This window comes from Nitrosospira sp. TNL300 (assembly GCF_055385915.1).
Map to the genome: position 1 here is coordinate 495982 of NZ_AP041005.1, position 14321 is coordinate 510302.

The window sequence follows — 14321 nt, forward strand, 5'->3', positions numbered from 1 at the left end:
TTCCCGGCTTGCCGTTCTGGAACTGGGCGCTCGACAGCCCGATTCTGGGCTGATTCCAGTACGGCAAAGCCGGGCAGTCATTGTCCGCCGGGACTTAGCGACTAGCGTTCTCCTTTTTGCTGCGCTTTTCCAGCAGGCTGGGAACCGGGGATCTTCGAATTCTCACGCATGAATTCTTCCAACGCTTCGCGGGACACAATTCCGATCTTATAAACTGCCGGCTTTCCTTCGGGATCGAAAACATAGGTAGTCGGCAGCATGGATACCGGGCCGATCTGGCGTGCCAGTTCCTGATCCCCGAGCACGATCGGGTAGGTCACTGAAAGCCGTTTCGCATGTTTGAGCACAACGTCCGGGTTACGATAATCCATGGCCACGCCGATCACCATTACGTCTTTTTTCCGGCTTTCATAGAGGGAGACGAGATCAGGAATTTCCTTCAGGCATGGAGGACACCATGTGGCCCAGAAATTTACCAGCACCCATTTCCCCTTGAAGTCGGAAAGAGACAGTTTCTTTCCGGTATGATCGGTAAAGGTAAAGCCATAGGTCTGTGTGACCGGCACTGCTGAAAGCATGAAGCATAAACAGAACCGGTAAAGCAGAATACTCAAATGGCATCGTTTCATTTTTCCCACAACTCCCCTAACCTTTGCTAAGCTGACATTTCTGCGGGTGGTTCGGTTCCGTGGAGGCAAAAAATTGCGACAGCGGAAGGCTCATTTTCTCATCGATCCCCACAGCAATATCATCGAGCAGCTGCTCCAGTCTGGTATCGCCTCCTGCTGCACTCCGCAGTGCTTCGGGACGAAACGCAAACAGGCGATAGACATCGGCAATCCGGATCTCGGCGGGATCGAGTATTTGAACCCATCCTCCCCCCTGAACCTGCCGCACGAAATTGGCTTTCATCATGAGCTCCAGTATCCGTTCTACTTCTTCGGGACTTAGCATCAGCTGCTGCTGCAGGCTGGAGGCTGTTTCAACCTTGCCTGCCTTCAGCGCCTTTCCAAGTACCCCTAATAAACGCAATGCATCAAAAAACTGCTTACCCCTGGCCTTCGGGTCATCGCGCCACTCGCGGAAACGCCAGCTTGAAAGGGATGCGGCAATAACCGCTCCGAGCAGCACCATCAACCACGAAAGATAAAGCCATAGCAGGAAAATGGGAATAGTCGCAAAGGTGCCATATACTGCCTGATAAGTCGGGAATCGGGTGATGTAGAACGCGAAGCCTGCCTTCATTATCTCGAATCCTATCGCCGCCGCCACGCCGCCCGCTATCGCGTGCTGCCATGCTACCTGGCGATTCGGCACGATGAGATAGGAAGTCGAAAAGGCAATACTCGTCAGCACGAGCTGACCCAACCGCAAAAGCATGATGTCCCCGCCCGGAATATCACGGGTAAATCCCATGGAGGCGGTCATCAGCCAGGACGTAAGCGACAGGCTCGCGCCGATCAATAAGGGGCCGATCGTCAGAACGGACCAATATATCAGGAGGCGGTGCAGGAGCGGACGCAGGCGGGATACTCGCCAGATGCTGTTGAGCGCTTCGTCTATCGTGAGCATGAGTGCAAGCGCGGTTACGCCCAGGAAGGCGATGCCGATCGCGGTCAGCTTGGCCGCATTATCGGCAAATTGCTGCATGTACACCGAGATGACCTTGTTTGCCGCTTCCGGCACCATAGTGGTGAGAATGAATTCCTTTATCCGGTCTGAAAATTCGGCGAATGCGGGAAATGCAGCCACCATCGATAACCCGATCGCGAGTATCGGCACCAGCGAAAGCAAGGTGGTGAAGGTAAGACTGCCCGCAATCTGGATGCAGTTGTGCTGGAAAAAGCGCACAAGGACATAGTGCATGAAATCGACGGGACGTACGGATTTCATTACTTTCGTGACAGGTCGTGAGGATTGAGAGAAAAGCTCCACGCGCAGCCCCACTTTGGAGGCAGGACAGACGGTTCCGGTTTGTCCTGCCGCGTTCTTCAAGGTTTCTAAACTTGCGGGTGCGCCCGCTCCAGCTTGCTGTGCAGCTTGTTCAGAGCGCTGAGATACGCCTTGGCGGAGGCGACGACAATGTCCGTGTCGGCGCCGTTGCCGTTGACGATACGGCCTGACTTCTGCAGCCGGACTGTGACCTCGCCCTGGGAATCGGTACCGCTGGTGATCGCATTGACGGAGTAGAGCTGCAACTCCACGCCGCTGTTCAGTATCTTTTCGATGGCGCGGAAAGTGGCGTCCACCGGTCCGCTTCCATCCGACTCCGCACGGGATTCCCTGCCTTCTTCACCGATTACTATACTTGCATGGGGAGTTTCACCGGTTTCGCTGTGCGCCGTCAGTGAGAGGAGCTTGTAATGCTCCTGCAGGGCGGTGGCGTCATCGGAAACCAGGGCATGCAGGTCTTCATCGAAAATATCATGCTTCTTGTCCGCCAGCTCCTTGAAGCGCATGAAGGTGGCATTAAGGACTTCTTCCGATTCCAGCTCGATCCCGAGCTCTGCCAGCCGGCTGCGGAAGGCGTTGCGTCCCGAATGCTTGCCCAGCAGCAATTTGTTTGCCCCCCAGCCGACATCCTCCGCTCGCATGATTTCGTATGTTTCGCGGTGTTTCAATACGCCGTCCTGGTGTATCCCGGATTCGTGTGCGAATGCGTTTGCGCCCACAATTGCCTTGTTCGGCTGTACCGGAAACCCGGTAATGCCCGAAACCAGCTTGCTTGCGGGGACGATATGGACAGTATCGATGCGGGTATCACAAGGAAAGAAATCCTGGCGGGTGCGCACGGCCATGACGATCTCCTCCAGGGAGGCATTGCCGGCGCGCTCGCCCAGTCCGTTTACCGTGCATTCGACCTGGCGCGCTCCGTTCATCACTGCCGATAACGAATTGGCCACCGCCAGTCCAAGATCGTTGTGGCAGTGCACCGAGAATATGACCTTATCCGAATTGGGAATCCTCTCGCGGAGGGTACGGATGAGTTCCCCGAATTGCTGGGGCATGGTATAGCCGACCGTATCGGGAATATTCACAGTCCCCGCTCCGGCATCGATGACCGCTTCGAGCACACGGCAAAGAAAGGCGATGTCAGAGCGCCCGGCATCCTCAGGGGAGAATTCGACGTCATCGGTGTATTGGCGCGCCCATTTCACCGCTTTCACCGCCTGTTCCACCACCTGCTCGGGGGACATGCGCAGTTTCTTTTCCATGTGTATCGGTGAAGTGGCGATAAAGGTATGGATACGGGCCGAATTGGCGCCCTGCAATGCTTCGCCTGCACGCCTGACATCGCCTTCGGTTGCGCGCGCAAGGCCGCATATGGTGCTGCCCTTGATTGCATCCGCTACGGCTTTTACCGCTTCGAAATCGCCATTTGAGGCAGCTGGAAAACCCGCTTCAATGACATCAACCCGCATTCGTTCGAGTTGTCGAGCGATGCGCACTTTTTCCTCCCTCGTCATGGAGGCGCCCGGGCTTTGCTCGCCATCACGCAAGGTGGTATCAAAAATGATGAGATGGTCTTTCAATTGTTTCTCCGTTTTTCAGAAAGAATACTCGAACTCTGATAGGGAATCCAGGAACGGATTCCATCGATAAAAACTGGTAAAGGCTTGAGGGAGGTCGGTAATTAGCGCGCGAGGCGCAGCAGCGGTCTTGCAAGAAGCTGCAGGCGGGGCTGAAGGCAGAATGGAATGGACTGAACGAAGTTTGCAATGTGCATGTCCCAAATATAAAGGGTTTCCGGAACGCGTGCAATAGAGAAATTGAATGCTATATTGAAACTGACCGACATTGAAACTGACCGACATTGAAACTGACCGATTGAACTCTCCAGGAATGGTCCTCAGGAATTTTCGATGCTTCTCAATGAATAAGAGCTTTGTGAATAAGAACTCTTTGTGAATAAGAACTTTAGGGGAAGACGAAATTTCAGCCGCCGCCGCCTCGCTGCGGGTCTTGTGACTGCGGGTCTTGTGATTGTGCTCGCCATGAGCGCGTGCGGTTCGACAGAACAGGGGCATGTAAAGGAGGTAACCGGCCACTTGCCGGATTTGAGTTTTTCCCTCACCTCCGACAAGGGACAGCCGGTTACAGCCAAGACATATGAGGGAAAAGTATTGCTGATGTATTTTGGATTTACACATTGCCGGGAAGAGTGTCCGATTTCCATGGCGCGTCTCACGCGGGTAATGCATCTCCTTAGGGGAGACGCAGATCGGGCGCACATCCTCTTTGTAACCGTGGATCCGGAGCGGGACGTCCCTGGGGAATTGCGCCATTATCTGACGCAATTCGATATCGAGCATGCGACAGGATTGACCGGCAATCCGGATGAAATCGGACGGCTTGCAAAACGATACCGCAACGCGTTCCGGCCACATTTCCCCCCCGGCGGCGACGGCGACATCATGCATGGCGATGCGGTCTATATATTTGACGCACAAGGCCGTGCCCGCCTGCTGGCAACCTCCGCCGATCCAGAAGAGACTCTGGCGGAAGACCTGCGGAATTTGCTTCCTGCCTGAAAATTTCTCCAGGTCAGTAACGGACATCAATTGTAATGGAATGGTTTTACTGGCTGGTGCCTTGGGAAGAGTCTATTCTGGTGGTTGCCGCCACCGGTAGTGCAGTTCTTTTTTTTCTGAGAGGCTGCGCCGTAGTTCGCCCCCCGCTTCATCGCAGATTCTGCTTCTGGGGTGGATTAAGTCTGGTATATCTCGTTTCTCACACCCAGCTCGATTATTACTCCGAGCACCAATTTTTCATTCACCGGCTTCAGCATCTTGCATTGCATCATCTCGGGCCTTTTCTGATTGTATTGAGCAGGCCATGCCCGGTTCTTCTTGCGGGCATGCCGTCAAGGATGAGGCAGGCATTTCATCCGATGGCGGGATGGAAGCCAGTTCAATATCTCGCCCAGACCTTGTGCAATCCTGTCGTCGCCGTCACACTGTTCAGCATGCTCATCGGTTTCTGGCTGTTGCCCTCGATTCATTTTACGGCGATGATCGATTGGCGTCTCTACCGTGTGATGAACTGGAGCATGTTTCTCAGCGGATTGATTTTCTGGGGACTGGTCTTAACTCCCGGTCCGGTATTCACCGTCAGATTGTCGCCCGGCTCTCGCATTGGCATGATGCTTGCCATAATTCCGCCTCAAATCGTCATCGGCGCCATCATTTTCTTTACTTCTCACGAGTTGTATCCGATCTACACCATTTGCGGACGTGCTATTGGCGGTATCGACGCCCTAGCGGATCAGCAGATCGGGGGCATCATTCTGTGGATACACGGTGCGATGATGAGTGCGATCGGGATTCTGGTTGTCATCCTGAGGGAATTGATGCTTGCAGAATATCCGAAGAACGGACAGAAGGTGGCATAAACGTTTGCTTTCCTTTTCTTTCCTATTTCCGGACGGGTAGAAACAAAATCCTTTGCAATTATTCGTTCAGGACCTCGCGCATCAGATATACATCGCGAGTGGTCACCGGCGGTGCCTTGTTACCCCAGCTGTTACGGATGAATGTGAGCACTTCAGCGATTTCGCGGTCGGTAAATCTTTCGGCATAGCCTGGCATTTTCTCCGGTTTCGGCCCCGTCTTTGTCCACGGGCCTTTTCCTCCTTCCAGCATGAGCCGGATCAGGGAAGAAGCATTCTCCGAAAGCACGATCGAACTTCCAGATAGAGGAGGAAACTTTGGCGGCTTGCCCCTTCCCTCGTCCCGGTGACATTTGGCGCAGAAGCCACTATATATTCCCGCGCCTGGTTTCTCGAACCGGATCATTCCGACGGGAACGACAGCCGGCGTTCTACGAGGGTTATACGATGACTTTTCTCCGCTGGCAGGAAGCGATTTGAGGTAATGGGTGACCGCATCGAGGTCCTCCCGGCGGAAGTGCTGGGTGCTGTTTTCAATGACAGTGATCATGCTGCCAAATGCAACGGTATGGCCACTATGGCCTGTCTTGAGAAACGCGGCAATCTCCTCTTCCGACCATCTGCCCAGACCCGATGCGGTGTTTCCGGTCAGTTCCGGAGCAAACCAGTTATCTATCATCGCACCGGTCAAATAGTCGGACGAGGTTTCCGAATAGGCCTTTTCCTGATAGGCCAAACCGCGCGGAGTATGGCAGGCGCCGCAGTGACCGAGCGCCTGCACCAGGTATGCACCGCGGTTCCACTTTTCGCCCCGATCAGCACGGGGTTCGAACCGTTTGTGTTCCACAAAGGCAAGATCCCAGAACTTGAGGGTCCAGCGCTGATTGAAGGGGAATGGCAGGCGGGTTTGCGAGGGCGTGTGCCGGACCGGTTTCACCCCGTGCATGAAGTAGGCGTATAACGCGCGCACATCGTTGTCCGACATTGCCGTGAACGACGGGTAAGGCATGGCCGGGTACAACCATTTGCCGTCCTTCCTGATGCCGCCGCGCACGGCCCGGCTGAAATCCTCGTAGCTGTAACGGCCGATGCCAGTTTCCGGATCAGGCGTAATATTGGTCGAATAAATGGTACCGAAGGGTGAATTGATCGCCAACCCGCCCCCAAAAGCCGGATGAGCGGATCCTGCCGTGTGACACCCGGTGCAGTCTGCGATAGTGGCGAGATAGGCACCGCGTGTAACCAGCGCATTGAGTGCGCTCTCACCCTCCCCGGCAGCATCTGCGGCATGATCGGCAGTGGCAGTCGCAACGGAAACCGGAGTGCCCACTACGATTGCGCCCATGGCAAGCAGGACAACACTCAGAAGAATTCCAGTTTTTTTGCCCATCCGGATCATCCAATCGAAAACCGCCATGCGCAGCTTCATGTGCTTCAGATCCAGGCGCTGCATGATCGGATCAAAAGCACGGCAAAAGTGTTAAACAGGATCGCAACGATGAACACAAAGCTCGACATCATCCCCAGCATCGCCAGAAATCGCCTCTGCCCTTCATCTTTCTGAATGGAAGACTGTTCATTCAATGTGTCTTTCGAGTAGCGGCCGAGGCTCCGCCAGGAGGTCAGAGCGATATACCCGGAAAAAAGAGCGCCAGCCAGGCAGACAAAGCCTATTGTTGCCAGTATCGCCGTCAACCCGGGCCAAAGCGGGGCGGGGAGCGGAAACTGATGTGGATAGCAGGCATAGGCGGCGATCGGCTGGGTTAATGCCATTTGCGTTACCCATGCTCCGGGCGCGCCGAAGAGCGCAAACAATGTCCTGACCCTTGGCGGGGAATGAAGGAAGCGATGTTCTGTGGAAACAGTTTGTCTTGCATCCATTTTGAAGGTCATCCGCGCTGGAGATAAGGAGACAAATACAAGGCGGAGAAAACGAACAGCCAGACGACATCGACAAAATGCCAGTAAACTCCGCCGATGGTGATTGCAACATGACGCTTGTGGTCAAAATAACCCATCATGGTCCAGGCAAGCAGGAGCAAAAGCACTCCCAGTCCGATAATGACATGGCACAAGTGAAAGCCGGTGATCGTAAAGTAGAGTGATCCGTACAGGTCGGAGTTGATGCTGAATGTCTTGTTTTTCCACTCCAGAAGCTGAACTGCGACAAAGGCGCTACCCAAGGCAATCGCGGCGATAAACCCGAAAATGCTGGATTGTGTCCCGCCTTGCCGGAGGCGCCGTTCTCCTGCCCAGAAAGCAGCACTACTGGCAAGCAGGATGATGGTATTGATGCCCGGAATGAGCAGGCCCGGCAATCCGGTCGGGGGCCAGTCCTGCCCGGTTTGTGCTGCGAGGTAGAAGTAGGTGAACAGCAGATACCCGAACAGGGAAGCCTCGGTTACGATGAGCGCGATCACCCCCCACCACCCGCCGGAGAGCTTGCCGGCGCTTCCCACTGGCAAAGGCTGACTGACGACGCGGACAGTTTCACTCATGGGCTTTCTCCCCCTCTTTCGGCGGAGGCTGACCTGCGCCCCGTAGTGCGCTGACCAAGTTTTCTGCGGGGCCACATCCAGACGCTCAACGCGGCACAGCTTGAGGCCGCCATTAATGCGGTGAATGTCCATGAATGCAGCAACAGGCCGACGAATAGCAACGAGACGAACAAACCGACAAGGAAAGGCGTATAGGAATCCTCCGGCATTTTGAGGATGACAACCGGCTTTGCATCGATGGGCGAGGTGCCGAGAGTTTCCCGACCCCGCATCAGCAGGTAACCTTCTTCCAGTCTGGTTCGGCTATGTTCTCTTTCTCCTTCGATCCGCCCCTCCCATAACGGGTGCCGGCTGGCAATCGTAGGAATGGTCGCAAAGTTATAAGCGGGCGGCGGGGAAGGTACTGCCCATTCCAGGGTCGGCGCATCCCACGGATTGGCGCCTGCCCGCACCCCGCGTTTCAGGCTGAGGACGACATTGACGAGAAAGATCAGCACGCCAGCGGCGAATATGAAGGATCCGACAGTCGTAACCAGATTGACTTCGTCCCACCCCATGCGGGAGGGATAGGTATAAATGCGGCGCGGCATCCCCAGCAGGCCAGCGATATGCATTGGAAAGAATCCAGCGTTGAATCCGATAAACATGGTCCAGAAACTCCACTTGCCCAGTTTTTCACTCATCATGCGCCCGGTGAATTTGGGAAACCAGTAGTAGATCGCTCCTACCACCGGAAACACATTGATCCCAAGCAGGACATAGTGCAGGTGCGCAACGATGAAGTAGGTTTCATTAAGTTGCCAGTCGAGCGGCACTGCGGCTGTCATCACTCCCGACATGCCCCCGATGACGAACAGCACGACGAAACCGGCAAAAAACAGAAAAGGGGTCTTGAATACGGGCTTTCCCAGCCAGATAGTTGCAATCCAGGCGAAGACGGCAACCGCGCTGGGAATGGAGATGACCATGCTGGCGGCGCCGAAAATCGACAGAGCCACTGTCGGCAGACCCGTGGCGAACATATGATGGACCCACACTCCGAAACCGAGCAGCATGGTTGCCATGGTGGCAAGCGCCACTGCCGTGTAACCCACGAGCGGGCGGCGGCAGAATGTGGGCAGAGCATCGGAAACGATGCCCATTGCCGGAAGCACGACGACATAGACCCAGGGGTGGCCGAAAATCCAGAACAAGTGCTGCCAAAGCAGGGGCTGACCATTATTTGCCACATCAAAAAAATGTGCGCCTATCTGGCGGTCGAGCCACAACAGGAAGAACGCCAGACTGACGGCGGGGATTGCGAACAGGTTGGCCACGGAGGCGGTGAGCGTTCCCCACACCAGGATGGGGACGCGGTTTATGGTCATGCCCGGGGCCCGCATCCTGAACAGGGTAACCACGAAATTAATCGATCCCACCGTTGTAGAAATTCCGAGCAGCACCATGCCGAGCGCAAAGACATCGATATTGGGTCCGGTGTTGTATACCGGGCCCGAGAAGGGCACATAATTGAACCAGCCCGCATTCGGCGCCTGCCCAAGAGGGAAGCTGATGTACATGAAGAGGCCGGCGAACAGAAAAATCCAGTAGGAAAGTGCATTGAGGCGCGGAAAGGCCATATCCCTGGAACCGAGCAGAAGCGGCCAGAGGTAGTTGGAGAAGCCGGACAGAACGGGCAATGCGTAGAGGAAAATCATGGTCACGCCATGCATCGTGAAAAGCTGGTTGTATTGCTCCGGCGTCAGAAACGCCATATCCGGCCCGGCAAGCTGGATGCGCAGGAACAGCGCCTCGATTCCGCCGATCACGAGGAAAAGAAAGGCCGTAACGAGGTACCGCACCCCGATCGTTTTGTGATCCACTGTGGAGAGCCATCCACGCCAACCCGGCGCCGTCTCCCAGATCTTCTCCAGCCGTGCTTCGATGGCAGATCCCTCGGGAATACGTCCCACTTCCGGGATCCGTTCGTGGGGAACTTCGCGATGCTGGGTGACGTCGATAGCGGCCATACTCTAGTTCAGTGTCGAAAGATAGGAGGCCAGTGCTGAAGCTTCACTGTCCGATAATGCGATGCTTGGCATGCGTGCTCCTGGTTTGTAGTATTGTGCGCGGGTAATCCACTCCATCAGGTGATCGGGTGTATTGGTCAGCAGTCCGGCAGCGATGCGACCGCGCGAGTTCAGATGCGTGAGATCAGGCCCGTGCAGGCCTTTCGCTTCTGTTCCGCGCACCGCATGACATCCCCCGCAGCGATCCATGAAAAGCTTGTATCCATGCTCATTGTGTCCCGACACCGGGAAAGCCGTGCGGCGTTGCGCCTCTTGCCATTTCTCGAAATCCCGATCGCTTTCCGCAACCACTTCCAGATTCATATGAGCATGCGCCACCCCACAGAATTGCGCGCATTGACCGACATAAATGCCCGGAACGTCTGCCTGAATCCACTTCTGATTGACCAGGCCCGGAATCATTTGAGTTTTTCCGGCGAGTACAGGTACCCAGAATGCGTGAATGACGTCTGCGCTTTTCAACTTGAGCAGTACAGGCCTGCCTGCAGGTATATGGATTTCATTGGCGGTAACAAAACGTTTCGCCGGATCGGCATGCTCGTATTCAACGCTCCACCACCAGTCGTAACTGGTTACAGTCAGGGTGAGAGCTGGAGTCTCGGTGGGTTTGGCAACCGCATTGAGCACGGTCAGGAAATAAACGGTGAGCCCGGCCAATATGAAGGTAGAAATCCCTGTACCGATATAAACCCATCTGAGTCCCCCGCTCTCGGCGCCAATCATGCCGGGGTCGGCAGGGCCGCGCTTGCGAACCAGGGCAATTACCAGTAGCAGTATGACGATAAGGGTAATGGCGGAGAGCAAAGCCGTCATCAGCCACCCCAGATGCATTACGGGTGTGGCGGCAGGTCCGTAGCTGTACAGGAAATAGTTTAAAGGGGTATCCAGCGTGTCTGCTGCTTCCGATGGTCTTGCGGCGACCGTGGGTAGCGCCAGAAACGTTATCCGGAAACGCAGGTGTTTTATTGCCGACCTGGAATCGAAACCTGACTTGGAAGCTTTCATGGGCTTGACCAACTCCAGTGTACGAAGAGATGCAGCGATAAGCGCGATCCTGACCGCGACGGAGTGACCAAAGGCGGAGCGGACTGCAAGGGAATATCGAGGTCCCAACCCCGGCCAGCCGGCTTGTGCTGACGTGCGAAGGATGCACTTTCCAGAACCCAGAGGCCGATAATGTCGCAGTGTTTTCAAAAATTCTACGCTGCTCATTCCGTGCTTCTGTGCGCTAGCGTACGCAGGAATTCCGAAAAAACCCCTGAACAGGTCAGCACTCCTGTTCAGGGGTTGTTCCCAACGGCTCTTTCAGCTTGGAAGCAAGCCCGAAACAGACGCTACATTGCTGGAACCGACCGGAGACATGAGTCTGAAACGTGATTCAAGCTCGGGTTGCGCTTGGTCGACGCCTGATGCCAATAAAACTGATTACCGCGAGCCCGGCCAGGAGCATGGCGTGGGTTGATGGTTCGGGAACGCTTGTCGCAAGTTTGGATACGTCGGCTGTGACAGCAACGCTTGCCTCCAGGCCAGGGATCAGCGTGCCCAGGAGATTTGGATCAGACTCGCCATCATCGGTTCTGACGAAGCCGGGTACGTCGGTAAGCACGATCCGACCGTTCAAATCCTGAACCTCGCGGGTATTGCCCGCGGGGAACAGTGACTTGAAGGCATCGATCTGACTCCCGGATAGATATAGCGGAGAAGCCAGTTCAACCCAGCTTACTCCTTCTGTAAAAGGCGGTGTTGTCAAAGAACCGGAGTAGCGGAAAGAACCGAGATAATTCGGCACCAGGCTGTTCAGGTTGAAGTGCTCGATATGAAGTGTTTCCTCAGTGGTTTGCGGCAAATCGGAGAAAATGGGAGCGAGTGGCCGATTCTTGAAGAGACCTTGCTCGATATCCCGACCGACTACGAGTAGATTGTCCGCGGCATCGCTGAAGACGAGGTGCATCTCCATGGGACTGGCTCGACCATTTATCAAATGTTCCGAGGGAGTGTGGAAGTGGAATTGAGCCAGGTTCCATTGGTGTCCCGAAAGCATCAGCGTTCCTTCACCAGGACTGACATTGGCCCGGATGGTTTTTTCGTGATCAGGAGAGCCGTTATTGATCACGGTAAGCGCGGTATCGGAACTGAGGTTGAAGTTCAGCTTAGGGAGGTTTCCGTAATAGGTGCTATCCGAGCGAATATTGATCGGACTTTGTGCTTCCATCAGCTCCAGATTGCTCGCCAGCGTACCCGCATACGCGGTATTGAAGCCCGGCAGGAAAAGGGCCGCAGCAAGTGCGGCTACTCTCAGGGATCGAGATGTTTCATTCATAAGACGACCTCACGAAAAATAGATGTTCATAGGGTTTATAGGATGAAAGTTCTAAAAGCTTGAGAATCCCGAATGATCGGTTCCAGCGCTCCTCTGCTCGAAGAGCAGCCGGTTGGAACAGACGGGGGAAATGAGCTGGTGCTTGGCCAGCCGCTGTTGTCATGAGTCACCACCGAAGTCGGCGGCCGCTCCACGCATGAAACCTGCTGGAGGCTTGAAACCTTGCGAAAGAACGACACCGGGTGGTGACGGAATGGCCCTTTTTATGCAGTCGGTGATGTTAAGAACTGCACAGGGCGAATGGCCGCTTTGTCGGGCTTTGTCAGCCTTCTATTGCAGGCTCTTGTTGAAATGGGAGTTGATTCAATTCCTAGCGTTCGACTCGTCCAGGTCCCCTCCACGCAAGTGAAGGGAACTCATAACAGACGAGACTGTCAGAAGGCAATCTGATATTGCAGGACGAATTGATTCCTGTTTGAAATTTTGTATCCCGCTGAGTTGAATATGGGCCGGTTCTGGATATCGAAAGTCAGTTTGCTGTTATGCCCCTTGATCAGCCAGTTTATCCCTGCATTGAATACATTCATCTGATCATGCAAACGGTCAAAGTCTGCGCTGATGAAAGAGAAGTAAGGCATCAACTGGCCATTGTTTCCGCCGAGAAGATCCTTGGGCAGCAGATATCCTATCTGCCCGTACCATTGATTGCCTGTGCCAAACATGGGGAAGGCATTACCGCCGGTACTGGCCGGGTTCACCCCGTTGCCGTTCATGCGCAGATAGTTGGGGCCATAATTGGTATTGAAGTAACCGATATAAGCGGATATCGCTGTTTCCTTCACCTTGTCTACCGGGGCATCCAGATAGGCTGCAACCGACCATAAATTCAAATCGTGGAACTGGGCTGTGGCTTCCGTAAGGCCGGTCCAGGTCGCATTTTTCTGCGTAATGAAACCTGCTTCCAGGTTCAGGATGCTTTTCTTGCCCAGATAGGTGCCTTGCATGTAAGGATTTGTCATCGGCTCCTTATCCCAGAAATTCCACATGAAAAACCCCTGGTATTGCTTCCTGTGGCCGGTTCGAGCAAATTGGGCGTTTACCGGGGAAATGATTTCAGGAGGAAGTCCGGCAGTATTGATGGGGAAGGGATCACTTGCCGTGATGCGATAGTTGAGGGGGCCGATCTGACCTCTCAGGTAGACGCTCAGCCTACGGTTGAACTGGTCGGTACGATCAGCAGTCGCCTGAGCCAGCAGTGGCACATCCATTGTCATGATAGTACTCACGCTGGGACTGCTGAAGCGGGAGAGACCATTGGCCATGACAAGGCCGCCCCCTACGATCATCTGGTGTCCCTGTGTCAGCCGTAATTCACCGAAAGCGTCATGGAAGAAGGATTGAAGCTTTCTGTTATCGGCGTTCTGACTCAGGAAATTAAAATTGTTCATCCCATACTGGGTATAAAAATATACCCGATCGGTCAATTGCCCCTGTAATACAAAACGCGTACGTCGCAGGCTGATGTCAGTGACATCGTCCACTGACTCACCCAACACAGTGGAGCCAGGGTTGGTTTGTTCATATCGCGCCCATACCTGATTCAGGAAGCCGAATTTGATGTATTGGCTTCCATCCGGATTCAGGTTGAACTTGAATGGGTCCTTTTCTTTCCAGTTCGCGTATCCAAATCCTCCCTGGGGTTTTTCCTGGGATTTTTCCACGGATTTCGGAACGTCACGCAGAAGCACGCCTTCCTCGCTCTTTGCCTTGCCGTCAGCAACGGCCCCATCCGGGCTTGAGGTGGCAACAGGTTTTGCCGGTTTCTCCGAAACTTTTTCAAAGGAACCCATGCGCACACGTCCTTCTCCAGGCTCCGCATAGATCTGTTTTGTTTTGGTATCGACATAGAGGTCGATAACATAAGACGATGCGGTATCGGAGTCTGAAGACGCTGGTTTTTCTTCGGCATGCAGCGGAACTGCAAGCAGGCAACCGGACAACAACACAAGCGAGGTTTTATATTTCATTTAGATGATTCCGTTCAG

12 protein-coding genes are annotated in these 14321 nt (G+C 54.5%); 2 read left to right on the top strand and 10 right to left on the bottom strand.

All coding sequences use genetic code 11. From position 1 onward, the window contains the following. Positions 1-101: 101 nt before the first annotated feature. The 3 genes from ACZ5BW_RS02240 to ACZ5BW_RS02250 all read right to left on the bottom strand — a co-directional run bounded on the left by ACZ5BW_RS02240 (position 102) and on the right by ACZ5BW_RS02250 (position 3533). Positions 102-629, bottom strand: a complete 528-nt coding sequence (locus ACZ5BW_RS02240) for a TlpA family protein disulfide reductase (RefSeq protein WP_464574181.1) — start codon at positions 627-629, stop codon at positions 102-104. Between the two features lie 16 nt (positions 630-645). Continuing rightward, positions 646-1893 (bottom strand): YihY family inner membrane protein, encoded by a 1248-nt coding sequence (locus tag ACZ5BW_RS02245; RefSeq protein WP_464542114.1) that lies wholly within the window; start codon positions 1891-1893, stop codon positions 646-648. A gap of 107 nt (positions 1894-2000) precedes the next feature. Continuing rightward, complete coding sequence (locus ACZ5BW_RS02250) at positions 2001-3533, bottom strand: 2-isopropylmalate synthase (RefSeq protein ID WP_464542116.1); 1533 nt, start codon at positions 3531-3533, stop codon at positions 2001-2003. Between the two features lie 372 nt (positions 3534-3905). On the opposite strand from ACZ5BW_RS02250, the gene ACZ5BW_RS02255 reads away from it, so the two are divergent. Next, positions 3906-4532, top strand: a complete 627-nt coding sequence (locus tag ACZ5BW_RS02255; RefSeq protein ID WP_464542118.1) for an SCO family protein — start codon at positions 3906-3908, stop codon at positions 4530-4532. A 35-nt stretch (positions 4533-4567) separates the two neighbouring features. Next, positions 4568-5392: a cytochrome c oxidase assembly protein gene (locus tag ACZ5BW_RS02260; RefSeq protein ID WP_464542120.1), complete on the top strand. Its 825-nt coding sequence runs from the start codon at positions 4568-4570 to the stop codon at positions 5390-5392. Between the two features lie 58 nt (positions 5393-5450). Here the strand turns inward: ACZ5BW_RS02260 and ACZ5BW_RS02265 are convergent, their stop codons facing one another. The 7 genes from ACZ5BW_RS02265 to ACZ5BW_RS02295 all read right to left on the bottom strand — a co-directional run bounded on the left by ACZ5BW_RS02265 (position 5451) and on the right by ACZ5BW_RS02295 (position 14303). After that, positions 5451-6842 carry a c-type cytochrome gene (locus ACZ5BW_RS02265; protein WP_464542122.1) on the bottom strand — a complete coding sequence of 464 codons (1392 nt, stop codon included), beginning with the start codon at positions 6840-6842 and terminating at the stop codon, positions 5451-5453. After that, a complete protein-coding gene (locus ACZ5BW_RS02270; RefSeq protein ID WP_464542124.1) occupies positions 6824-7270 on the bottom strand; it encodes a hypothetical protein in 447 nt (148 codons plus the stop codon). Before ACZ5BW_RS02270 ends, ACZ5BW_RS02265 begins: the two co-directional genes overlap by 19 nt. A gap of 8 nt (positions 7271-7278) precedes the next feature. Then, on the bottom strand, positions 7279-7887 hold the full coding sequence (locus ACZ5BW_RS02275; protein ID WP_464542126.1) for a cytochrome c oxidase subunit 3: 609 nt from the start codon (positions 7885-7887) through the stop codon (positions 7279-7281). Continuing rightward, positions 7884-9896 carry a cytochrome c oxidase subunit I gene (gene ctaD, locus ACZ5BW_RS02280; protein ID WP_464542128.1) on the bottom strand — a complete coding sequence of 671 codons (2013 nt, stop codon included), beginning with the start codon at positions 9894-9896 and terminating at the stop codon, positions 7884-7886. The genes ACZ5BW_RS02275 and ctaD overlap by 4 nt, the downstream gene beginning before the upstream one ends. Before the next feature lie 3 nt (positions 9897-9899). After that, positions 9900-11168, bottom strand: coding sequence for a cytochrome c oxidase subunit II (locus tag ACZ5BW_RS02285; RefSeq protein ID WP_464542130.1), 1269 nt, complete (start codon positions 11166-11168; stop codon positions 9900-9902). A 166-nt stretch (positions 11169-11334) separates the two neighbouring features. Next, positions 11335-12276, bottom strand: coding sequence for a carbonic anhydrase family protein (locus tag ACZ5BW_RS02290; RefSeq protein ID WP_464542132.1), 942 nt, complete (start codon positions 12274-12276; stop codon positions 11335-11337). Positions 12277-12710: 434 nt separating this feature from the next. After that, positions 12711-14303, bottom strand: a complete 1593-nt coding sequence (locus ACZ5BW_RS02295; protein WP_464542134.1) for a hypothetical protein — start codon at positions 14301-14303, stop codon at positions 12711-12713. Positions 14304-14321: the final 18 nt, after the last annotated feature.